At 72.6% G+C, this 22,470-nt stretch carries 20 protein-coding genes; 4 read left to right on the forward strand and 16 right to left on the reverse strand.

The window, feature by feature from the left end; all coding sequences use genetic code 11:
- Nucleotides 1–148: 148 nt before the first annotated feature.
- From ABZ385_RS31360 to ABZ385_RS31395, 8 genes are all read right to left on the reverse strand, one after another.
- Nucleotides 149–1,114 (reverse strand): ABC transporter substrate-binding protein, encoded by a 966-nt coding sequence (locus ABZ385_RS31360; protein ID WP_358587185.1) that lies wholly within the window; start codon nucleotides 1,112–1,114, stop codon nucleotides 149–151.
- Nucleotide 1,115: 1 nt separating this feature from the next.
- Nucleotides 1,116–3,098, reverse strand: coding sequence for an ABC transporter permease subunit (locus ABZ385_RS31365; protein WP_358587183.1), 1,983 nt, complete (start codon nucleotides 3,096–3,098; stop codon nucleotides 1,116–1,118).
- Nucleotides 3,098–4,225, reverse strand: a complete 1,128-nt coding sequence (locus ABZ385_RS31370; protein WP_358587189.1) for a glycine betaine/L-proline ABC transporter ATP-binding protein — start codon at nucleotides 4,223–4,225, stop codon at nucleotides 3,098–3,100. Before ABZ385_RS31370 ends, ABZ385_RS31365 begins: the two co-directional genes overlap by 1 nt.
- A gap of 11 nt (nucleotides 4,226–4,236) precedes the next feature.
- A complete protein-coding gene (locus tag ABZ385_RS31375; protein ID WP_358587181.1) occupies nucleotides 4,237–5,784 on the reverse strand; it encodes a GMC oxidoreductase in 1,548 nt (515 codons plus the stop codon).
- Between the two features lie 57 nt (nucleotides 5,785–5,841).
- Complete coding sequence (locus ABZ385_RS31380) at nucleotides 5,842–7,344, reverse strand: aldehyde dehydrogenase family protein (RefSeq protein ID WP_358587179.1); 1,503 nt, start codon at nucleotides 7,342–7,344, stop codon at nucleotides 5,842–5,844.
- A 107-nt stretch (nucleotides 7,345–7,451) separates the two neighbouring features.
- Nucleotides 7,452–7,994 carry a hypothetical protein gene (locus ABZ385_RS31385; RefSeq protein ID WP_358587177.1) on the reverse strand — a complete coding sequence of 181 codons (543 nt, stop codon included), beginning with the start codon at nucleotides 7,992–7,994 and terminating at the stop codon, nucleotides 7,452–7,454.
- A complete protein-coding gene (locus tag ABZ385_RS31390; protein WP_358587175.1) occupies nucleotides 7,994–8,239 on the reverse strand; it encodes a helix-turn-helix transcriptional regulator in 246 nt (81 codons plus the stop codon). The genes ABZ385_RS31385 and ABZ385_RS31390 overlap by 1 nt, the downstream gene beginning before the upstream one ends.
- Before the next feature lie 57 nt (nucleotides 8,240–8,296).
- Nucleotides 8,297–9,208, reverse strand: a complete 912-nt coding sequence (locus tag ABZ385_RS31395) for a LysR family transcriptional regulator (protein ID WP_358587173.1) — start codon at nucleotides 9,206–9,208, stop codon at nucleotides 8,297–8,299.
- Nucleotides 9,209–9,300: 92 nt separating this feature from the next.
- On the opposite strand from ABZ385_RS31395, the gene ABZ385_RS31400 reads away from it, so the two are divergent.
- A complete protein-coding gene (locus tag ABZ385_RS31400) occupies nucleotides 9,301–10,710 on the forward strand; it encodes an MFS transporter (protein ID WP_358587171.1) in 1,410 nt (469 codons plus the stop codon).
- Between the two features lie 89 nt (nucleotides 10,711–10,799).
- On the opposite strand, the gene ABZ385_RS31405 is transcribed toward ABZ385_RS31400, so the two are convergent.
- Nucleotides 10,800–11,789 carry a malate dehydrogenase gene (locus ABZ385_RS31405; protein WP_358587169.1) on the reverse strand — a complete coding sequence of 330 codons (990 nt, stop codon included), beginning with the start codon at nucleotides 11,787–11,789 and terminating at the stop codon, nucleotides 10,800–10,802.
- A 463-nt stretch (nucleotides 11,790–12,252) separates the two neighbouring features.
- A complete protein-coding gene (locus ABZ385_RS31410) occupies nucleotides 12,253–13,422 on the reverse strand; it encodes a DUF2690 domain-containing protein (RefSeq protein ID WP_358914006.1) in 1,170 nt (389 codons plus the stop codon).
- Between the two features lie 459 nt (nucleotides 13,423–13,881).
- Between ABZ385_RS31410 and ABZ385_RS31415 the strand changes: the two genes are divergently transcribed.
- Nucleotides 13,882–14,226, forward strand: coding sequence for a hypothetical protein (locus tag ABZ385_RS31415; RefSeq protein ID WP_358587165.1), 345 nt, complete (start codon nucleotides 13,882–13,884; stop codon nucleotides 14,224–14,226).
- 16 nt (nucleotides 14,227–14,242) lie between these two features.
- On the opposite strand, the gene ABZ385_RS31420 is transcribed toward ABZ385_RS31415, so the two are convergent.
- From ABZ385_RS31420 to ABZ385_RS31435, 4 genes are all read right to left on the reverse strand, one after another.
- Nucleotides 14,243–14,941: a response regulator transcription factor gene (locus tag ABZ385_RS31420; RefSeq protein WP_358914007.1), complete on the reverse strand. Its 699-nt coding sequence runs from the start codon at nucleotides 14,939–14,941 to the stop codon at nucleotides 14,243–14,245.
- Nucleotides 14,942–14,945: 4 nt separating this feature from the next.
- On the reverse strand, nucleotides 14,946–16,109 hold the full coding sequence (locus tag ABZ385_RS31425; protein WP_358914008.1) for a sensor histidine kinase: 1,164 nt from the start codon (nucleotides 16,107–16,109) through the stop codon (nucleotides 14,946–14,948).
- A gap of 232 nt (nucleotides 16,110–16,341) precedes the next feature.
- Entirely contained in the window at nucleotides 16,342–16,989 is a 648-nt protein-coding gene (locus tag ABZ385_RS31430; RefSeq protein WP_358587159.1) for a DUF3017 domain-containing protein, read from the reverse strand.
- Between the two features lie 21 nt (nucleotides 16,990–17,010).
- Nucleotides 17,011–17,871: a bifunctional methylenetetrahydrofolate dehydrogenase/methenyltetrahydrofolate cyclohydrolase gene (locus tag ABZ385_RS31435; RefSeq protein WP_358587157.1), complete on the reverse strand. Its 861-nt coding sequence runs from the start codon at nucleotides 17,869–17,871 to the stop codon at nucleotides 17,011–17,013.
- 243 nt (nucleotides 17,872–18,114) lie between these two features.
- Here ABZ385_RS31435 and ABZ385_RS31440 point away from each other — a divergent pair, with 243 nt between their 5' ends.
- Nucleotides 18,115–18,741 (forward strand): hypothetical protein, encoded by a 627-nt coding sequence (locus ABZ385_RS31440; RefSeq protein WP_358914009.1) that lies wholly within the window; start codon nucleotides 18,115–18,117, stop codon nucleotides 18,739–18,741.
- A 117-nt stretch (nucleotides 18,742–18,858) separates the two neighbouring features.
- On the opposite strand, the gene purH is transcribed toward ABZ385_RS31440, so the two are convergent.
- Complete coding sequence (gene purH, locus ABZ385_RS31445) at nucleotides 18,859–20,439, reverse strand: bifunctional phosphoribosylaminoimidazolecarboxamide formyltransferase/IMP cyclohydrolase (RefSeq protein WP_358699617.1); 1,581 nt, start codon at nucleotides 20,437–20,439, stop codon at nucleotides 18,859–18,861.
- Between the two features lie 11 nt (nucleotides 20,440–20,450).
- On the reverse strand, nucleotides 20,451–21,074 hold the full coding sequence (purN, locus tag ABZ385_RS31450) for a phosphoribosylglycinamide formyltransferase (protein ID WP_358914021.1): 624 nt from the start codon (nucleotides 21,072–21,074) through the stop codon (nucleotides 20,451–20,453).
- 274 nt (nucleotides 21,075–21,348) lie between these two features.
- Here purN and ABZ385_RS31455 point away from each other — a divergent pair, with 274 nt between their 5' ends.
- On the forward strand, nucleotides 21,349–22,224 hold the full coding sequence (locus tag ABZ385_RS31455; RefSeq protein WP_358914010.1) for a hypothetical protein: 876 nt from the start codon (nucleotides 21,349–21,351) through the stop codon (nucleotides 22,222–22,224).
- Nucleotides 22,225–22,470 lie beyond the last annotated feature (246 nt).

Below are 22,470 nucleotides of genomic sequence, written 5' to 3' on the forward strand. Positions count from 1 at the left end.
AGGCGCCCACCCCCCCCGGCGCGCCCCCCCCAAAAAGTCGGGGCAAGGGGTGGGGCCCCGGAACCCCCCCCGCGTGTTTTGCCCGCGGGGGGGGGGCCCCCCCCGCCGCCCCGCGGCGCTCCAGTCCCCCGCCCACCCCCCCGGAGGGTCACTTCGGGAGCCAGCCCCGCCACGTGTCCTCGTGCTCGTCGACCCACGCCTTCGCCGCGTCCTCGGGCGACATCTTCTTGTCGGCGATCATCAGGGAGACCTCGTTCTGGTCCTCCTCCGACCACCTGAAGTTCTTCAGGAACTTCGCCGCGTCGCCGCCGCTCTTCGCGAAGTCCGCGTTGAGGTACTTCTGGAGCGGCGTATGCGGATAGGCGCACTTGATCTTCGCCGGGTCGGCGTCGCAGCCCTCCTTGTACGCGGGCAGCTTCACCTCCGTCATCGGCACCTTCTCGAACAGCCACTGCGGCTTGTACCAGTAGGTGAGGAACGGCTTCTTCTGCTTGGCGAACTGCTCGATCTGGGTGATCTGCGCCGCCTCGGAGCCCGCGAAGACGACCTGGTAGTCCAGGTCCAGGTTCTCCACGAGGGCCTTGTCGTTCGTCACGTACGACGGGGAGCCGTCCATGAGCTGGCCCTTGTTGCCGCTCTCGGAGGTGCGGAGCCGGTCGGCGTACTTGTCGAGGTTCTTCCAGTGCGTGACGTCCGGGTGCTGCTTGGCGAAGTACGTCGGGACGTACCAGCCGATGTGCCCGGTCACGCCGACCTCGCCGCCGGGGACGATCGTCTTCTTGTCCTTGACGTAACGCTGTTCCTGCTCGGGGTGGCCCCAGTCCTCCATGATCGCGTCGACGCGGCCCTGGCTGAGGGCGTCCCAGGCGGGGACCTCGTCGATCTGGACCTTGTCGACGCGGTAGCCCAGCTTGTTCTTGAGCAGGTACTCGGCGACGGCGACGTCCGCCTGCGCGCCGACCCAGGACTGGACCGAGAGGGTCACGGTCCTGGCCCCGGCGGCGTTCGCGTAGGGCGAGGACTGCTGGGTCATGTCGGCGGCGCCGCAGCCGGTCAGGGCGAGCAGCGCCGCACCGGCGGTCGCCGCGCTCAGTGCACGCGTACGTACGCGCATGTCACGCTCCCTTCTTGGCGCGGCGGGTCGTCGGCTGGGTTACGCGGTCGAGCATGAGGCCGAGGCAGACGATGGCCACACCGGCCACCAGGCCCGTCGCCAGGTCGCCCTGGGCGATGCCGAACACCACGTCGTAGCCGAGCGAGCCACCGCCGACCAGGCCGCCGATGACGACGACGGCGAGGACCAGGACGACGCCCTGGTTGAGGGCGAGCAGCAGCGCCGGGCGGGCCAGCGGCAGCTGGACCTGGAACAGCTGCTGGCGGCCGGTGGCGCCGAGCGAGCGGGAGGACTCCATGGCGGCGGCGTCCACCTGGCGCAGCCCCTGGGTGGTGATGCGCACGACGGCGGGCAGCGCGTAGACGACGGCCGCGGCGACGGCGGGGGCGCGGCCGACGCCGAAGAGCGCCACGACCGGGATCAGATAGACGAACTGCGGCATGGTCTGGAAGATGTCGAGCACCGGGCGGAGCAGGCGTTCCAGGCGCTCGCTGCGGGAGGCCGCGACGCCGATCGCGAAGCCGAGGACGAGGGTCACGGCGACACCGGCGAGGACCTGCGAGAGCGTGTCGAGGGACTTGTTCCACACGCCGAGCACCCCGATCGCGCCCATGGCGGCGACGGCGGTGAGCGCGGTCTGCCAGGTGCCGATCACCCAGGCGAGGGCGGCGACGATCAGCAGCACCGACCACCAGGGCAGGCCCTGGAGGCCGTCGCGGACGGGGTCGAGGATCCAGGTGGTGAAGTGCCCGGCCCAGTCGGCGGTGCCGCCGACGACGGGCACGTCGGTGTAGAGGTGGTCGACCATCCAGTCCTTGGCGGTGTTGACCGTCGGGGCGATGTTGACGACCCAGTTCGTCGGCCAGTCGACGCGGTCCGCGAAGCGGGCGGCGAGCGCGGCGAGGAGCGTCACGGCGCCCGCGAGGGCCCAGCCCCGCCCGCCGCGCAGCGCGGAGGTGTCCTCGCCGTGGGCGCCGAGCCGCTCGCCGGCCGCGCCCGTGACGCGGTCCAGGACGACGGCGAGCAGCACGATCGGGATGCCGGCGGCGAGCGCCTGGCCGACGTCGACGGAGGACAATGCCTGGTAGACGCGGTCGCCGAGGCCGCCCGCGCCGATCACGGAGGCGATGACGGCCATGGAGAGCGCCATCATGATCGTCTGGTTGACGCCGAGCAGGAGTTCCTTGCGGGCCAGCGGCAGCCGCGCGGAGAACAGGCGCTGGCGGCCGGTCGCGCCGAGCGAGGTCACCGCCTCCATCACGCCGCCGTCGGCGCCGCGCAGGCCGAGCGCGGTGAGGCGGGCCATGGGCGGGGCCGCGTAGACGACGGTGGCGATGACGGCCGCCGGGACGCCCATGCCGAAGACGAGGGCGAACGGCAGCAGGTAGGCGAAGGCGGGCAGCACCTGCATGGTGTCGAGCACGGGCCGCAGGATGCGGAAGACGCGGTCGCTGAGGCCGCCCGCGAGGCCGAGCAGCAGGCCGAGGACGACCGAGGCGAGGACCGCCACGACCATCAGGGCGAGCGTCTGCATGGTCGGCACCCACATGCCGAGCAGCCCGCACAGGGCGAACGCGGCGGAGGCGGTGACGGCGAGCCGCACGCCCGCCACGCGCCAGGCGACGAGCCCGGCGGCGGCGGTCACGCCGGCCCAGCCGGCGGCGAGCAGGACGAGGTAGACGCCCCGCACGGACAGCACGATGGCGTTGCTGACGTGCCCGAAGAAGTAGAGGAACAGCGGGTGGCTGTCGCGGTTGTCGATGATCCAGTCGCTGGCCTTGCCCAGCGGCTCGGTCAGGTCGACGGTCAGGGCGTTCGGCCAGGCGCCGGAGGCCCACTTGGCGTCGAGGATCGAACCGTAGAAGACGAGTGCCGCCGCGGCGACGGCGAGCAGCAGGAGCTTGCCGACGGCGCGGTGGCGCAGGAGCGCGCCGATTCCGGTGTCCCTGTCCCGTACGGGACTCGAGGCGGTGGCGGTGGCCATCAGGCGACCACCTCGCCCGTGCCGGGGGCGGTTGGCGCGGGGGCCGGGCCGGCGGTGGCGGCCGGCGCGGGGGCGGCGACGCCCGCGACGACGCCGAGGAGGCCCGCGTGGTCGACCACGCCGAGGCACCGCTTGCCGTCCATCACGCGCACGGGGAAGCCGGTGCGGGCGACGGCCTCGATGGCCTCGGAGATCTTGGCCTCGGGGGCGAGGGCGGCGCCGCGGCTCTCGTCCTCGCCGGTGGCGGGCCGCATGGCGCTGCGCACGCTCATCACGTCGGCGCGCGCCACGTCGCGGACGAAGTCGCGGACGTAGTCGTCGGCCGGGGAGCCGACGATCTCCTCGGGGGTGCCGCACTGCACGACGCGGCCGTCGCGCATGAGGGCGATGCGGTCGCCCAGCTTGAGGGCCTCGCTGAGGTCGTGGGTGATGAAGACCATCGTGCGGCCCTCTTCGCGGTGCAGGCGCACGACCTCTTCCTGCATGTCGCGGCGGATCAGCGGGTCGAGGGCGCTGAACGGCTCGTCGAACAGCAGGACTTCGGGGTCGACGGCGAGGGCGCGGGCCAGGCCCACGCGCTGCTGCTGGCCGCCGGAGAGCTGGCCGGGCTTGCGCTGCTCAAGGCCCTCCAGGCCGACCTTCGCGACGACTTCGAGGGCCTTCGCGCGGCGCTCGGCCTTGCCGACGCCCTGGACCTCCAGGCCGTAGGCGACGTTGTCGAGGACCGAGCGGTGCGGCAGCAGGCCGAAGTGCTGGAAGACCATGGCGGCGCGGTGGCGGCGCAGTTCGCGCAGTCGGGCCCGGTCCATGGCCAGGACGTCCTCGCCGTCGATGGAGACGGCGCCGGAGGTGGGCTCGATGAGCCGGGTCAGACAGCGGACGAGGGTGGACTTGCCGGAGCCCGACAGGCCCATGACGACGAAGACCTCGCCCTTGTTGACCTCGAAGGACACGTCCCGCACGGCGGCCGTGCAGCCGGTCCGCTCCCGCAGTTCGGCGGGGCTCAGGCCGTGCAGGGAGGTGTCTTCCGGTATTCGTTCGGCGCGCGGGCCGAAGACCTTCCAGAGGTTCTTGACGGCGAACACGGGCCCGTCGGCGGGCGTCGTGGTCTCGGTCTCGTTCGTCATGGTGGCTTCGCTCATCGGCCGTCACCACCCAGCATCTCGGCACATTTCTCCCCGACCATGAGCACTCCGATCATCGGGTTCACGGCGGGCATCGTCGGGAAGACGGATGCGTCCGCGATACGGATTCCTGCCATGCCCCGGATCTTCAGTTCCGGGTCGACCACGGCGAGTTCATCACCGGAAGCGCCCATTCGGCAGGTGCCGGCCGGGTGGTACACGGTGTGGGCCGCCTTGCGCACCAGTTCGCCGATCTCGGCGTCGTCGGTGACCTCGGGGCCGGGGAAGACCTCGCGCTTGAGCCACTTCTTGAACGGTTCGGTCCGCGCGACCTCGCGTGCCAGCTTGATGCCGTCCACGAGTGTCCGCCCGTCGTAGTCGTCCTCGTCCTCGAAGTACCTGAAGTCGAGCGCGGGCTTGACCTCGGGGTCGGCGGAGGTGAGGTAGAGGCGGCCGCGGGCGCGGGACTTGGGGATGTTCGGCGTCATCGACACGCCGTGCTCGGGACGTTCGTAGCCGAGGCGCTCGGGGTTGTCCGTGAAGGGGATCTGGTAGAAGTGGAACATCAGGTCCGGGCCCTTGTGGTCCGGGTCCCGCTTCACGAACAGACCGGCGTCGGAGTCCATCGCGGAGTTGCCGGGGATCGGCCCGTCGGTCTCCCAGACGATGACCGACTCGGGGTGGTCGATGAGGTTCTCGCCGACGCCCGGCAGGTCGTGGACGACCGGGATGCCGAGCGCTTCGAGGTCCTCTTTCGGGCCGATGCCCGAGTGCATGAGCAGCCGGGGCGTGTCGATGGCGCCGGCGCAGACCAGCACCTCGCGGCGGGCGGTGAGCAGCGACTCCCCGCCGTCCTTGGCGCGGATGTGGACGCCGCGCGCCCGCTTGCCGTCCAGCTCCAGCCTGGTGGCCCAGGTCTCCAGGAACAGGTGGAGGTTCGGGCGGTCGCCGGCCTCCATGTGGGGGTGGAGGTAGGCGACCGAGGCGGAGGAGCGCTTGTTGTTCTCCGGGTGGTAGGCGAGGTCGAAGAAGCCGACGCCCTCGTCGAAGGGCTTGTCGTTGAAGCCGACGACCTCGGGGACGCCGAGCGCGCTCTGCACGGCCTCGACCCAGTCGGTGGCGATCTGGTTCTGGTCCTTCTTGGCGACGCGCACGATGTTGTTGCGCAGCTTGCCGAAGTAGGGGTCCATGGCCTTGGCGTTCCAGCCGGTGGCCCCGGCCTCCTCCCACTCGTCCCAGTCGGACGGCAGCGGCTTGAAGGAGATCAGGGTGTTGTGCGACGAGCAGCCGCCGAGGACCTTGGCGCGGCTGTGCAGGATGTGGGAGTTGCCGCGGGGCTGCTCCGTGGTCGTGTAGCCGTAGTCGAGGTCGCCGCCGAGCAGACCGAGCCAGCGGCGGAGCGTCAGGACGTCCTCGCGGTCGATGTCGCTGGGGCCGCCCTCGATGACGGCGACGGTGACGTCCGGGTTCTCGGTGAGCCGGGAGGCGATCACCGATCCTGCGGTGCCGCCGCCGACGATGACGTAGTCGAACTCGGTTGCGGACGGGGGGTTTTCGGCCATGGGGTGGCTGCTCCTCTTCCTGCGAGGCCGTGCAAGGTGCTTGCGCGTGATCGGGTGCTAGCCCGCGAACCAGCGGACGGGGCGCGGTGCCAGGTTCTGGTAGACGTGCTTGGACTCGCGGTACTCGGCCAGGCCCGCGGGGCCGAGCTCGCGCCCGACGCCGCTCTTGCCGAAGCCGCCCCACTCCGCCTGCGGCAGGTAGGGGTGGAAGTCGTTGATCCAGATGGTGCCGTGGCGCATCCGGCGGGCCATGCGGCGGCCGCGGCCCGCGTCGCTGGTCCACACGCCGCCCGCGAGGCCGTACTCGGTGTCGTTGGCGAGCGCGACGGCCTCGTCCTCGGTGGTGAAGGTCTCGACGGTCAGGACGGGCCCGAAGACCTCTTCCCGTACGACCTTCATCTCGCGGTGGCACTGGTCGAGCACGGTCGGCTCGTAGAAGTAGCCGGTGGCGGGCCTGATGTCGCTCGGCTCGGGGCGCTTGCCGCCGCAGCGCAGCACCGCGCCCTCCTCCAGGGCCGAGGCGACGTACATCTCGGTCTTCTCGCGCTGCTCCCGCGAGACGAGGGGGCCACACTCGACGCCGTCCTCGGTGCCGCGGCCGAGCCTGATCTTCTCGGCGCGGCGCGCCAGCTCGGTCACGAAGCGCTCGCGGACGGACTCCTCGATGATCAGGCGGCCGCCGGCGGAGCAGACCTGCCCGCTGTGGATGAAGGCGGCGTTGAGCGCCTGGTCGACGGCGGTGTCGAAGCCCTCTTCGGTGGCGCAGGCGTCGGCGAAGACGACGTTCGGGTTCTTGCCGCCGAGTTCCAGGGCGACCTTCTTCACGCCGAGCGCGGCGGCCTGGGCGACCTTGGTGCCGGAGACGAGTCCGCCGGTGAAGGAGACCAGGTCGACGTCGGGGTGGTCGGCGAGGCGGGCGCCGACGGTGTGGCCGGGGCCGGTCACGAGGTTGGCGACACCGGCGGGCAGCCCGGCCTCGACCAGCAGCTCGATGAGCACGACGGTCGTCAGCGGGGTGATCTCGCTGGGCTTGACGACGAAGGTGTTGCCCGCCGCGAGGGCGGGGGCGATCTTCCAGCTGGCCTGGAGCAGCGGGTAGTTCCAGGGCGTGATCATCGAGCAGACGCCGACGGGCTCGTGCACGACGACGCTGTGGATGTCGTCGCTGCCCGCGTCCACGACGCGTCCGGGGCCCTCGCCGATGACCAGGTCGGCGAAGTAGCGGAAGGCGTCGGCGACGCAGTCCACGTCGACGCGGCCCTCTTCGAGGGTCTTGCCGGCGTCCCGGCTCTCCAGGAGGCCGATCTTCTCGCGGTCGCGTACGAGCAGGTCGGCGACGCGGCGCAGCAGCGCGGCACGCTCGGCGACGGGTGTGGTGGGCCAGGGTCCCTCGTCGAAGGCCTTGCGGGCGGCGGCGATGGCGGCGTCCGCGTCCCGCGTGGAGCCCTCGGCGATCACGGCGAACGGCTTGCCGTCCGCCGGGTCGAGGATCTCGCGGGTGGCGCCGGAAGCGGCGCTCAGCCACTCCCCGCCCACGTGAATGGTCTGTTGTGCGGACACGTCCCGTTCGCCTTCCGTTCCCGTCAGATGTCGTCACTCGCGGTAGCCAGGCGCACCTGCCCCCCTGCGGGGAAACCATGCCTACGAATGGCTGAAAGTGCGCCGTGTCACTGTGCGGCGGTCTCGACCGGGTCGTCCGCCAAGTCCGGCTCGTCCTGCGCGGTGAGCCCGGCGATCCAGAGCGGCATCAGCCAGTGCGTGACGAGAACGGCGAACAGGACGGGGAAGAGCAGCTCCTTCTGCGCCACACCGGCGAGGGCGGCGGCGCCCGAACCGGCCACCGCCGCGAGCAGCGTCCACAGCGTCGCGCGGTGGGCGCGGGCCAGCACCCTGTTCCGCTCCGCGCGCTGGCGTTCGTCCAGCGCGCGCACGCGCAGTTCGAGCAGGCCGCGCGTGGAGCTGTTGATGACCCCGGTCGCCACGCACCAGGGCAGCAGGAGGACGAGCATGGCCACGGTCGCCCAGCGCCGCTCGCCCAGGACGGAGCCGAGCCAGGCCAGGACGCCGGCGCCGGTCAGGGCGACGTGGGCGAGGACCACGGCCCGCCTGCGCGCGGCGGTGGCGTGGAACGGCGCCGCCTCGGGGCGGTTCATCAGCCGGTACATCCGCCGGTCGTAGGGGGTCATGGGGCGCTGTTCGCCGGTGGTCATCACTGCTTCCTCCCGTAGACCTGATCCGTGAGCGGGCGAAACGGTTCGAGGGAGAACACGGCCTCGACCGGCAGACCGAAGAACTTGGCGATCTTCAGCGCGAGGTCGAGGCTCGGGTTGTACTGCCCCCGTTCGATGTAGCCGATGGTCTGGTAGTGGACGCCCACTGCCTCGGCCAGGTTCTGACGCGACACCTTCCGTTCGGCGCGCACCATCGCCAATCTGTTGTGCACTTGCTCGCTCATGTATAAGAAGTACTACATTTATGAGTACGTGGGCAATGGGGTTGCTCGCCGTCGCTCTCAGGCGAGCAGTCCCCGCGCGCACTCCCGTAGCCACGCGTGCGCCGGGTCGGCGTCGTGCCGGGGGTGCCAGGCCATGCCGAGCGGCAGCGGCGGCAGGTCCAGGGGGATCTCGAAGGTGACCAGGCCCAGGGTGTTCGTCAGGGGGCGGGCCCAGGAGGTGACGAGGCCGACCAGGTCCGTGCGCAGCAGCATGAAGGCCGACGCGGCGAACGTCCCCACGCTGCCCACCACCCGCCTGCTCAGGCCCAGTTCGGCGAGCGCGGCGTCCAGCGGCCCGCTCAGGCGGCCCCGCCGCGAGACGATGACGTGGTCGGCCGCCGCGAAGCGGCGCACCGTCATCCTGCCGTCCAGCAGGGGGTGTCCGGGGCGTACGAGGCCGAGCATCCGGTCGTCGCGGAAGTGCTCCACCCGCACCTCGGGCGCGGTCGCGCCGATCACGCCGAGCTCCAGGTCGGCGGTGCCCTGGCGCAGCAGCGGCGCGTCCTCGTGGCTCTCGCCGAGGAAGCGGAGCCGGACGCCCGGCGCCTCCCGCGCGGCGCGGGCGAAGAGCGCGGGGCCGTAGGCGCCGGTGAGCGCGTCGTTGGCGAGGATCGTCAGGGTGCGGGAGACCGTGCGCAGATCGACGGCGCCGGGCCCGGCGAAGAGCGCGCGGGCCCGCTCGACCACGGCGCCGACCTCGGCCTGGACGGCAAGCGCGTGCGGTGTCGGCACCATCCGCCGCCCGGCGCGCACGAGCACGGGGTCCCCGAGCGCCTTGCGGATGCGCCCGAGGGTGCGGCTCATCGCGGGCTCGGACAGATGCAGCCGGCGGGCGGCGCCGGACACGCTCTGCTCGTCGAGCAGGACGTCGAGGGCGAGCAGCAGGTTCAGGTCGAGACCCGCCCCGCCGCTGGATTGCGTCACACGCATGCACCCCTTGCGAAAGTTGCACTGGAAAGCAAGTCGGGGCCGAGCCTACGGTGGCAGCACATCCCACCCCACCACGCTCCCCGGGAGGAGCCTTGCTCTCGCCTGCCCGCACCCCGACCCGACCCCCCGCCCAGGACGCGCCGCCGCACCTGAGACGCTCGACCCTGCTGGCCCTGTGCGCCTGCGTGCTCGTCGCCCAGGGCATGGTCGCCGCCATCAACCTCCTTGTCCCCCAGCTGACTTCGTCCTCGCTGCACCTGTCGTCCAGCGGACTGCTGTGGACGGTCGACGCGTACGTCCTCGTCTTCGCGGGGCTCCTCATCCCGGCCGGCGCGCTCGGTGACCGGTACGGCCGCAAGGGCGCGCTGCTGTGCGGGCTCGGTCTTTTCGCCGCCGGGGCCGTGGTCAGCGCGCTCGCCGCCGCGCCGGCCGTGCTGATCGCCGGGCGCGCGGTGTCCGGGGCGGGCGCCGCGCTGATCATGCCCGCGACCATGTCGATCCTGATGCGGGTCGCGCCGCCCGCGGACCGGCCGCGCGCCCTCGCGTCCTGGACCCTCGCGGCGGGCCTCGGCGGGCTCACCGGCAACCTCGGCGGCGGGCTGATCGGCCAGTACCTGTCCTGGCGCGCGCTGTTCTGGGCGGTGGTGCCGCTCGCCGCGCTGCTCGCCCTGGCCGTCGCCCGCGTGACGCCGCGCACGGACAAGGCGGCCGAGGCGCCCGCCCTGGACCCGCTGGGCACCCTCCTGCTGACCGGCGGCCTGTTCGCCCTGCTCTTCGGCATCATCGAGAGCCCGCTGTACGGCTGGACGGCCGCCCGCATCCTGGCCGCCTTCGCGGCCGGCACCGCTCTTCTCGTCCTGTTCGCCGCGCACGCCCTGCGCTCACGGGCCCCGCTCTTCGACCCCCGCGTCTTCGCCTCGCGGCGGCTGCGCGCGGCGGCGCTCGGCACCGCCGCGAGCTTCTTCGGCCTCTTCTCGCTCTTCTACGTCAACTCCCAGTACCTGCAGTACGAGAAGGGGTACGGCGCCGCCCGCGCGGGCCTCGCCATCATCCCGCTCACCCTCGGCATGACGCTGGTCCCCCGGCTCGCCGCGCGCTGGTCGGGCCGGCCGCGGCCGGTGGCGGGCGGCGGGCTGCTCCTGATCGGCCTGGGCCTGCTCGGCACGTCCACGGCGGGGGCGTCGACCCCGTACGCGGTGTACGCCTGCTGGCTGCTGGTCATCTCGACGGGCACCGGCCTGTGCATGCCGGTCCTGACGCTCGGCGTCGTCACCTCGCTCCCGCCGCGGCAGGCGGGCCTCGGTTCGGGGCTCAGCACCTCGGCGCGCGAGGTGGGCGCCGCGCTCGGCGTGGCCGTCACCGGCACCATGCTGGCGTCGCACGCCTCGGCCGGCTTCGCGGACGGCATGGCGACGGCGCTGCGCGTGGTGGCCCTGGTGGTGGTCGCCGCCGCGGCGGCGGTCACGTACGGGTACGGCAAGGAGCGGACCGCCCGCACGTGACGGCGCCTGAACACGAAACCGCCCCCGGCGGCCGCTCGTCGCGGCTGCCGGGGGCGGCGCAGGCCCTGTCCGGGGAGGGGGGAAGCGGCTCAGATGAGGCCGAGACCGCGCACGGCCTCGCGCTCCTCTTCCAGCTCCTTGACGGAGGCGTCGATGCGGGCGCGGGAGAACTCGTTGATCTCCAGGCCCTGGACGATCTCGTACGCGCCGTCCTTGGTGGTGACGGGGAAGGAGGAGATGAGCCCCTCCGGAACGCCGTACGAACCGTCCGACGGGATGCCCATCGAGGTCCAGTCGCCGGCGGCCGTGCCGTTGACCCAGGTGTGGACGTGGTCGATGGCGGCGTTGGCGGCGGAGGCGGCCGAGGACGCGCCACGGGCCTCGATGATCGCGGCGCCGCGCTTGGCGACGGTCGGGATGAACTCGTCCGCGAGCCAGGACTGGTCGCCCACGACGTCGGCGGCGTTCTTGCCGGCAATCTCCGCGTGGAAGATGTCCGGGTACTGGGTGGCCGAGTGGTTGCCCCAGATGGTGAGCCGCTTGATGTCGGAGACCGACGAGCCGGTCTTCTTCGCCAGCTGCGACAGCGCGCGGTTGTGGTCCAGACGGGTCATCGCGGTGAAGCGCTCCGCCGGTACGTCCGGGGCGGCGGCCTGCGCGATGAGCGCGTTGGTGTTGGCCGGGTTGCCGACGACGAGCACCTTGATGTCGTCGGCGGCGTGGTCGTTGATGGCCTTGCCCTGCGGCTTGAAGATGCCGCCGTTGGCCTCCAGGAGGTCACCGCGCTCCATGCCCTTGGTGCGGGGGCGGGCGCCGACGAGGAGGGCGACGTTGGCGCCGTCGAAGGCGACGTTCGGGTCGTCGCTGATCTCGATGGAGTTCAGCAGCGGGAAGGCGCAGTCGTCGAGCTCCATGGCGGTGCCCTCGGCGGCCTTCAGCGCCGGCGTGATCTCAAGAAGGCGCAGGTTGACCGGCACGTCAGCGCCGAGCAGGTGGCCGGAGGCGATGCGGAAGAGCAGCGCGTAGCCGATCTGGCCGGCCGCGCCGGTGACGGTGACATTCACGGGAGTGCGGGTCATGGCGATCTCCGTAAGACAGCTGGCGGTGGGGGTCCCTGATCCTCGTACTGATGTACCGGATGTACTGGTGTACCGGATCCCCGATTTCCTGGATCCCCGCCGACGCCACGCCGAGTCTTCGATCGCCTCTCGATGATCGATCTCTTGGCATCAAGAGAGATCCGCCCGTCAGGCTATCGCGCCCCGGACCGGCCCGGCCCCCGGGTCCGTGTGGCCCCGCCCACAGCTTGCGCCGACCGGGGGGAAAGGGCCGGCGCCAGCTGGGGGGAAGGGGGGCGGCCGCCATCCGGGGGGGGGGGGAGGACGGCGGCCGCCGTGGGGGTGTTGGCCACTCCCGTGGGGGTACGGTCCGCTTGCCCCGCCTCCCCGGTCTCATGCACTTCTTTCCTCAACTTTCTTCTGCCCCGCGTGTTCCTCGCGGTTCCCGCGCTGCGCCGGCCGTCAGCCCGGCCGCTCACGACGCCTACTCCGTGCAGCCCCGCTGCCCCGACACCAGCACCGCGCACGCCTTCGCGGCGCCCTGCGTCCTGGCCGCCACCATCGGCGTATACGCGTCGAAATCCTCGTCCACCGTGCCCGTCCGCCCGGCCGCCGCGCCTCCGCCCGGCCCCTTGACGGTGACCTCGTCCCCCGGTGTCGCCCGGGTGATCCGCGCCCACGCCGCCCGGCACGTCTTGCTGTAGCGCACCTCGATCAGCGTGCCGCCGACCGTCGCCCGCGAGGCCGTCCTCGCCCGCTCACCGCCGCACCCCATGGCCTCGGGGTCCTTGCCCGCGCAGTCCCCGCCACGGCACTCGACCCCCGCCGGAAGCTTCCCGTCACCGGTGCTCGGCGCCGCGGACGGCTTGTGCTCGCCGGTGGTGTCGCCCTTGCCGCCGAAGTCGAAGCCGACGTCGGTGAGGAAGGCCGCGGCGGCCATGACGACGAGCGCACCGAGAACTCCCGCGAGGAACATGAGGAGCTTGCGCCGACGCCGCCGCCGGTCGGGCGAGGTGCCGCCGTCGGGCGCCGCCACGGGCGCGGGCGCCGCGCCGTAGGGGGGCACGGACGCGGCGCCGTACGAGGGCGAGGGCACGTAGGAGGGCGAGGGCCAGGTCGGCCGCGGCACCGTGGGCGAGACACCCGCCGGCCCCGCCACCCCCGTCACACCGCCCGCGCCGCGTGCGCCGCCCCGCGCCGTGCCACGGTCCCCGCGCGACGCGGCGCCCTTGGCCCGCGCATCGGCGGCGGACGGCGCATCCACCGGCGCGGGGGACACGGTTGCGGGCGGCGGGCCGGCCGCCTCCCGCTCCCCCAACTCGCCCAGCGCCGCCCGCGCCTGCGAGATCCGTATCGCCTGCATGGTCATGTCGTGCCGCATCTCGGAGCGGCTCCAGGCGCGCTCCGCCAGCTCCCACAGGGTGAGGAGATGCACCGGCCGCGTGCCCGTCACCTCGGCCAGCGCGACGACCGCGCCCTTGGGGGCGAGCAGCCGCCCGTTCAGGTAGCGCTCCCAGGACGTCTTGCTGTAGCCGGTCCGGTCCGCGACCGCCGCGACGCTCAGGCCGCTGTGGGCCACGAGCCCGCGCAGCCGGTCGGCGAACTCCCTGACCTCCGGGTCGAGCTCGTCCGGCAGCGCCTTCCAACGAGGCATCGCTCCCCCTCTTCCCGTCCGTACCTGTCCTGCCCCCGTACCACTGACCAGAGGGATGCGCGGAGCCAGGATGTCAGTTCCCGCAACGGGCGCGCACCGGAGCGGGACCGGTCACCGGCGGGTGCGAGGGGGCCCGCACAGGGGCCGGACTCGTTGCAGGCCCCGCACACCGTTGCGGAATGGTCACCTCCATGCCACAGGGATCAGGCACCCCTTGAACCCGGTTGGCGCGTCCATGACCCTGGAGGCGAGCGGAACGCACCGCTTACATCGGGAGTTTCCGGCAGGAAACCCTCGTCATGAACGGCGGCGCCCGTCCTCCCACGGGGGAGAGGACGGGCGTCGTCCCTTTGCCCCGAAAGGGTGCACTTCGGCCCGGTCGGGGGCTTCGGGCCGAAAAGCTCGGCACAGTCGGTGAGGTAACGGCACACGCACCCGACCAAGGGAGAACCCGCGCCCATGAAGCCGAGCACCGCCCTCCGCACGAGCCACGCCCTCTTCGTCGCCGCCGCCCTCCTGGGCGCCGGCCTCGTCACGTCGCCCGCCGCGTCGGCGGCCCCCGTGAGCCGCCCCGACGCTTCCGCCGCCTCCGCCGCGATCCAGGGCACCGCCCCGGACTGCGTCAAGAGGGACGTCATCAAGCACCGGAAGTACGTGAAGGTGACCAACCTCTGCGGCCACGCCATGCACCTGAAGGTCGTCATCGACTGGGGCAACGACTCGCCGTGCCTCACCTACCAGCACAACGAACAGTGGGAGTGGAACTGGGGCCGCGGCTCCTACGGCAAGGTCGTCACCTGCTGAGCCGCGCCCGGACGCCTCAGGGCCCCGCGCCCGTCCCGGCCCCGGGTGTCACCAGGCCCGTCTCGTAGGCCACCACCACCGCCTGCGCCCGGCTGTCCAGGCCGAGCTTGCTCATCGTGCGGTTCAGGTGCGTCTTGACGGTGGCCTCGCTGATGTAGAGGCGCTCGGCGATGTCCGCGTTGGTCAGGCCGCGCGCGATCAGCTTCAGGACCTCGACCTCGCGCAGGGTCAGCGCCGCGAGGTCGGGCGGCGGTTCCTCGCCGCCGCCCGACCTCGCGCCCTGCCGCGCGAACGCCTCCACGAGGCGCCGCGTCACGCTGGGCGCGAAGAGCGCGTCCCCGCAGCCGACCGCCGCCACCGCGGCCAGCAGCCGTTCGGGCCCGGAGTCCTTGAGCAGGAACCCGCAGGCGCCGGCGCGCAGCGCCCCGTACACGTACTCGTCGAGGTCGAAGGTGGTCAGGACCAGCACGCGCGGGGCGGGCTCGGTCGCCTGGGCGAGGATCCTCGCGGTGGCCGTGATGCCGTCCGTGCCCGGCATCCGGATGTCCATGAGGATGACGTCGGGCCGGGTGCGCGCGGCCAGTTCGACGGCCTCGTCCCCGTCGCCGGCCTCGCCGACGACCTCGATGCCGGGCGCGGCGCGCAGCAGCCCGACCAGTCCCGCACGGATGAGGAACTGGTCGTCGACCACAAGTACCCTGATGGAGCCGGTCATCCGGTCACTCCGCCCCGCTGTCCCCCTGAGCCGCGGCCCGCGCCGAGGTCGGCAGGGTGAGACGCACGGCGAATCCCCCCTCGCTCAGCGGGCCGATGCTGATCGTCCCGCCGTAGAGCTTGGCCCGCTCACGCATCCCGATCAAGCCATGTCCGCCGCCGGTCCGCACTCTGTCCTGAATCACCCCCTTCCCGTCGTTGCTGACCGAAACCTCGATGTGCCGTCGGCGGTAGGCGAGTTCGACGTCCGTGCCCGCTCCCGGGGCGTGCTTCAGCACGTTGGTCAGCGCCTCCTGCACCACGCGGTAGGCGCAGAGTTCGATGCCGGGGGCGAGCGGTCGCGGCTCTCCCGTGACCCGCAGCTCGACGGGGACGCCCCCGGCGCGCACGCGCTCGACCATCTCCGCCAGCCGGGCCAGGCCCGGCATCGGCGCCTCCGGGGTGCCGTCGCCGTCCTCGCCGTCCCCGGCGCGCAGCACCCGCAGCATGCGGCGCAGTTCTTCGAGCGCCTCGCCGCTGGTCCCGGCGATGGTGCCGAGCGCGGCGCGCGCCGTGGCGGGGTCCGAGCCGAAGACGAACGTGGCGAGGCCCGCCTGCACGGATATCACCGACATGTGGTGGGCGACCACGTCGTGCAGCTCGCGGGCGATGCGGCCCCGCTCCTCGGCGACCTCGCGCCGGGCACGCTCGTCCTGCTCCACCTTCAGCTGCCGGGCCAGCTCGGCCGTGCGCCGGGCGGCGTGCCCGAAGCGCCAGATCACCAGCGGGAACCCGATGGCCTGCGCGACGACGGCGGCCATCGTCGCGCCGTCCGTGATCAGACCCGCGTAGATCCACGCGGCGCCCGTCAGCGCCGCGCAGGGCAGCGAGAGACGGGCGGGCCGCAGCGAGGCGACCGTGTAGACGGCGAGCATGGGCGCGAAGGTGTTCAGGACGGGCCAGTAGCCGGCCGTGACGTAGACGAACCAGACCGCGTGGACGAAGAGGAACACGGCGAGCGGCGCCTTGCCGCGCAGCACCGCGGGAAGATTGGCGAGCGCCACCAACACGTATCCGCTGGCGTCGAGTTCGGGCCAGCCCTGCCGTGCGGACTCCTCGCCGAGCAGCACGGCCACCGCGGTGAGGGCGAGCGCGATGAGCGCGTCGACGGCGAGGGGGCGGATCCGCATCGCCGCAGCGTAACCCGGGTGCGGGCGGTACAACGTCAACCATGCGCCGTACAGCGGAAGTTGCAGGAACCGGGCGGCTACGGCGCGCGGTGCAGCGGGGAACCGAACCAGGAGCTGACGACTGCCCCGGCCGTCCCCCGTAGCGTCGTGCACCTGGCGGTGGCCCGTCCCCACGGGGGAGGACGGGCCACCGCGCGACGGGTGAGCGCCTGACCACCAGGGGCGGCGGCGGCTAACTGTCGATGGTGAAGTGCAGGGTGTCGTCCAGGAAGGGGATCTCCAGCCACGGTTGCGGCTGCGCCATCATGGCGAGGAGCACGATGGCGACACCCAGCGCCCCGTACGTGACCATGTCCGTGAAGCGCGAGCGCACCGCCAGCATCCCGACGTCCGGCAGCGCCCACCGCAGCGCGGCGCCGCCGACGAGCGCGAGGCCCACCAGCATCGTGCCGACGCGGAACACGTCGAACGCGGTGAGCAGCAGCCCGAGCCCGACCACGGACGCCACGCTCAGCAGCGGCCACTGCCGGGCGGGGGCGGGCGCGTCGCCCGGGGCCGCGCGGCCACCGCCCTCGGGCCGCGCCGTGTCCCGGGTGAACAGCGGGAAGCGGCGGGAGACCTTGCGGGGCCGCCCGTCCGGCCCCGGCGCGCTGACCGCGCCCTTGGCCTGCACGGTCTCCGGGGTCTCCGGGGTGCCTGGGGCGCCCGGGGTCTCCGGAGGCACAGTGGTCTCCGGGTGCTCAGCGGTCTCCGGGTGCTCGGGGGTCGCCGGGGTCTCGGCGGTCTCCGGGGGCGCGGGGGTCGCCGGGTCCTTCGACGCCCCCGACGGCTCCGTGTCCCCGGGGACCGGCCGGGCCTTCGGCTCGGGTTGTGCGTTCATGCGCTCGCCCCTTTCCCCGGGTCAGCTCGCGGCGGCGCTTCGCTCGGCGGCCTCGACGACGTTGACCAGGAGCTGGGCGCGGGTCATCGGGCCGACACCGCCCGGGTTCGGGGAGATCCAGCCGGCGACCTCGGCGACACCGGGGTGCACGTCGCCGACGATCTTGCCGCTCTCGTCGCGCGAGACGCCGACGTCCAGCACCGCGGCGCCCGGCTTCACGTCCTCGGGCTTGATGAGGTGCGGGACGCCCGCGGCGGCCACAATGATGTCGGCTCGCTTCAGGTGCGCGGCGAGGTCACGGGTGCCGGTGTGGCACTGCGTGACGGTGGCGTTCTCGGACTTGCGGGTGAGCAGGAGCGGCATGGGCCGGCCGATGGTCACGCCGCGGCCCACGACGACGACCTCGGCGCCCTTGATCTCCACGTCGTGCCGCCGCAGCAGCCGGATGATGCCGTACGGGGTACAGGGCAGCGGCGCCGGCTCGTTCAGGACGAGCCGGCCGAGGTTCATCGGGTGCAGGCCGTCGGCGTCCTTGTCCGGGTCCATCAGCTCCAGGACGCGGTTCTCGTCGATGCCCTTGGGCAGCGGCAGCTGGACGATGTAACCGGTGCAGGCGGGGTCGTCGTTGAGTTCGCGGACGACGGCCTCGATCTCCTCCTGGGAGGCGGTGGCGGGCAGTTCGCGCTGGATGGAGGCGATGCCGACCTGCGCGCAGTCGCGGTGCTTGCCCGCGACGTACTTCTGGCTGCCCGGGTCGTCGCCGACCAGGACGGTACCGAGTCCGGGCGTGACGCCCTTCTCCTTCAGGGCCGCCACGCGGGCGGTCAGTTCGGACTTGATCGCGGCTGCGGTGGCCTTGCCATCGAGAATCTGGGCGGTCATGACCCCATCTTCCCGGATGAGGGCCGCCGGGTACCAATCAGGGCTCCCCGGTGTCCCACACGCTGATCAGCGAGGTTGCACTTGCACAACACCTGTGGAATGCGGCTGGACAAATAAGCCGGGCCTAAAGAACGATGAGCGCACAGTGCCGCGGGCAGTGTCGGGGGGACGGACCGCATCTGTAGATCATTCCTCCGTGATGTGCCGCGTCGTCCCCGCATGACCCGACGGAGGAAGACCGCCATGAGTTACGGCGACCCGAACAACCCCTACGGGCAGCCGCCCCAGCAGCCGCCGGCCGCGCCCGGCTACGGCTACCCCCAGCAGCCCCCGCCCGGCGTCCCGCCGCAGCAGGGCTACGGCTACCCGCAGCAGCCGGCCTACCCCGGTTACCCGGGCGGCAACATGATGCAGCAGACGATGCCGGGCCTGCTGGTCACCGCGCGCGTCTTCCTGTTCCTCATCTCGGCGGTGCAGATCCTCGGCGCGATCAGCTGCCTCTACGGCGCCGCGGTGACCAACGACGTCTCGGACAGCGCCGATGACCTGGGATTCACGAGCACCAGCGACTTCGGCGACGCGGCCACCGGTGTCTTCGTGATCTTCGCGCTCATCAGTGCGGCCCTCGCCGCTCTGTCCATCACGCTCGGGGTGAAATTCAGCCGCGGCGGACAGGGCGTGCGCATCACCACCGTGATCTACGGCGCCCTCGGCGGTGTCATCGGCCTGATCTACCTCTTCGTCGGCATGGACACGGGCTTCGCGAGCGCCATCATCTTCCCGCTCATCTGGGTCGTCTTCGCCGTGATCATCACGATGGCCCCAGTGGTTCCCAGCGGCACGGCGTGGTTCAACCGCCCGCGCTACTGAGCGACTCGGCCCCCCGCACGGGGCACCGAACGTGGCCGCGCCCTTCCCGGAGGAAGGACGCGGCCACTGTCGTACGTACGTCTGGTGCGGCTCAGTCGTACGTACGTCAGGTGCGGCTCAGTGGAAGAAGTGCCGCGTCCCCGTGAAGTACATCGTGACGCCCGCCTTCTTCGCCGCCTCCACGACCAGCTCGTCGCGGACCGAACCGCCCGGCTGGACCACGGCCTTGACGCCCGCGGCGGTCAGGATCTCCAGCCCGTCGGGGAAGGGGAAGAACGCGTCGGAGGCGGCGTACGAGCCGCGCGCCCGCTCCTCGCCCGCCCGCTCGACGGCGAGCTTCGCGGAGTCGACGCGGTTGACCTGCCCCATGCCGACGCCGACCGAGGCGCCGTCCTTGGCGAGCAGGATCGCGTTGGACTTGACCGCGCGGGACGCCTTCCAGGCGAACGCCAGCTCGGCCAGCTCCCGTTCGTCGAGCGCGTCGCCCGTGGCGAGCGTCCAGTTGGCGGGGTCGTCGCCGTCGGCCTGGAGGCGGTCGGTGACCTGGAGCAGCGCGCCGCCGTCGATCTGCTTGACCTCGACCGGGTTCGCCGGCGCCCCGTGGGCGCGCAGCACGCGGATGTTCTTCTTCTTGGTGAGGACCTCGAGGGCGCCGTCCTCGTACGCCGGCGCGACGATGACCTCGGTGAAGATCTCGGCGACCTGCTCGGCCAGCTCCTTGCTCACCGGGCGGTTGACCGCGATGACGCCGCCGAACGCGGAGAGCGGGTCGCAGGCGTGCGCCTTGCGGTGCGCCTCGGCGACGTCCGCGCCGATCGCGATGCCGCACGGGTTGGCGTGCTTGATGATCGCGACACAGGGCTCGTCGTGGTCGTAGGCGGCCCGGCGCGCGGCGTCGGTGTCCGTGAAGTTGTTGTACGACATCTCCTTGCCGTGCAGCTGCTCGGCCTCGGCGAGACCGCCCTTGCCGTCGACGTAGAGGGCCGCGCCCTGGTGCGGGTTCTCGCCGTAGCGCAGGACGTTCTTGCGCGCGTAGGTGGCGCCGAGGAAGCCGGGGAAGCCGGAGTCGTCCGCCGCCGCGTAGTCGTCCGCGAACCAGCTCGCCACCGCCACGTCGTAGGCGGCCGTGTGCCGGAATGCCTCTCCCGCGAGCCGCTTGCGCTCGGTCAGGTCAAAGCCGCCCGTCTTCACCGCCGCGAGGACGTCGGCGTAGCGCTCGGGGTCGGTGACGACCGCGACCGAGGGGTGGTTCTTGGCGGCGGCGCGGACCATCGAGGGGCCGCCGATGTCGATCTGCTCCACGCACTCGTCGGGCGTCGCGCCGGAGGCGACGGTCTCCTTGAAGGGGTAGAGGTTCACGACGACGAGCTGGAACGGCTCGACGCCCAGCTCGGCGAGCTGGTCGCGGTGGTCCGCCAGCCGCAGGTCGGCGAGGATGCCCGCGTGGACCTTGGGGTGCAGGGTCTTGACCCGGCCGTCCAGGCACTCGGGGAAGCCGGTCAGCTCCTCGACCTTGGTGACGGGCACGCCGGCGGCGGCGATCCGTCCGGCGGTGGAGCCGGTGGAGACGAGCTCGACGCCCGCCTCGTGCAGGCCGCGCGCCAGCTCTTCCAGGCCGGTCTTGTCGTAGACGCTGACCAGGGCGCGCTTGATGGGGCGCCGCGTGCCGTCGGTGCCTGGGGCGTTCGCGGTGTTCATAGCTTCGGCGGTCACGGGATAAGAACCTTTCGTCCCTCAATGCGGTAGCCGTGCCGGGCCAGACGCCCCACGACATCGACGAGCAGCGTGCGCTCGACTTCCTTGATGCGCTCGTGCAGAGCGCTCTCGTCGTCCTCGTCCCGGACCTCGACCACGCCCTGGGCGATGATCGGGCCGGTGTCGACGCCGTCGTCGACGAAGTGGACGGTGCAGCCGGTGACCTTGACGCCGTACGCGAGTGCGTCGCGCGCGCCGTGGGCCCCCGGAAAACTGGGCAGCAGCGCGGGGTGCGTGTTCACGAACCGCCCGCCGAAGCGGGCGAGGAACTCCTTGCCCACGATCTTCATGAACCCGGCGGAGACCACCAGGTCCGGCCCGTGCGCGGCCGTCGCGGCGGCCAGGGCCGCGTCCCACTCCTCGCGGGTCGCGTGGTCCCTCACCCGGCAGACGAAGGTCGGGATCCCGGCGCGCTCGGCGCGCTCCAGGCCCGCGATGCCGTCGCGGTCGGCGCCGACCGCGACGATCTCGGCGCCGTAGGCCGAGGCCCCCTCGGCCCGGATGGTGTCCATCAGGGCCTGCAGGTTCGTGCCCGACCCGGAGACCAGCACGACGAGTCGCTTGGGGCGCGCGTCCACGGCGCTCTCGGCCACAGCGGGGCCCTTTCTCGGGAGGTGCGTCTTTGTATGGTCGTACGAAGGCTTCGAGCCCCGCGATACGGGGAACCCTACGAAGCGGCCGACCGCCAGCAACGATACCGGCACCCGGAACCGCCCCTCACGGGACGGGGGCGCGGGCGGAAGGTAGCGTCTGTGGGAAAGGCGCCGCATACCGACGAACGCCGGGTGGCCGAGCCGCACGCGGGCTCCAGCACGGTCACCACGGCTCTACCAAGGGGAAGACGCACACCTGATGCCGGACCGTAGCCGCCCTTCGTCTCCACCGCAGGACCCCGACTCCCAGGGACCGGGGTCCCGGGGCGCGGGCTCCCAGGGCGCGGGCAAGGACGACGACAACCCCTTCGCGCCGCCGCCGGAGGGGACACCGGACCGCCCGTGGCAGCCGCGCCGCCCCTCGGACGGTTCCGCGCCGGACGACTCGGGCGAGGGCCAGGGCCCCTCCTGGGGCAGCCAGTGGAGCGACCGCCAGCCCGGCCGCTCGGCGGGCGGCTTCGGCGAGCGGCCGCGCCAGCAGGGCGGCCCCGGACAGGACGGCCCCTCGGGCCCGGGCGGCGGCGGTCTGCGCTGGGACCCGACGGACCCGGCCCAGCGCCGCGCGCGCTACGGCCTGCTCTCGGGCATGTGGGCCTTCTTCTTCGCGCTGTTCGGCTGGCGGTACGTGGCGCTGCTGCTCGGCGCGCTCGCGCTGAGCTGGGCCATCCAGTCGCTGCGCGCCAAGCCGCGTACGCCGGATCCGACGGCGGCGGGGGCGGGGGCCGCGGGGGCGGCCGGAGCGGGTGGCATGGGCGGTGCGGGCGGCACGGGTGGTGCGGGCGGCACGGGTGGTGCGGCCGGCACGGGTGACGCCGGTGGTACTGGCGGTGCGGGTGGTCTCGTCGGCGTCGGGCGGAAGGGGCCGTCGAGCACGCGGCCGCAGACGACGGCCGCGATCAGCGGCCTGGTGACGGGGGCGCTGGCGCTGCTCATGGTGGCGGGGACGTTCACGGCCCAGCTGGTCTACCGCGACTACTACACGTGCGTGGACGACGCGCTCACCAACACGGCCCAGCAGTCCTGCGAGGACCTCCTGCCGAAGCAGCTGCGCCCCCTCCTGGGCGACCAGGACTAACCTCGCCCCCGCTCCTCCGGGCCCGTCCCGCTCCCCCACCACGGGGGGCGGGGCGGGCCTTCCGCGTCGGGCGCATTCACCGGTGCGGGGCGCTCGGGGGAGGGTGACGTGTCCGGTGCCTTTTCGGGGAGGGGTGCCTTTTCGGGGAGGGGTGCTTTTTCGGGGAGGGGTGCTTTTTCGGGCCGCGCGGTGTCCGGCGCGGTGAGGCGCTCCGGAGCTGGTTCGGCGGGCGGTGGGGTGCGGCTC

The organism is Streptomyces sp. NPDC005898, assembly GCF_040629635.1.
Lineage (GTDB): Bacteria > Actinomycetota > Actinomycetes > Streptomycetales > Streptomycetaceae > Streptomyces.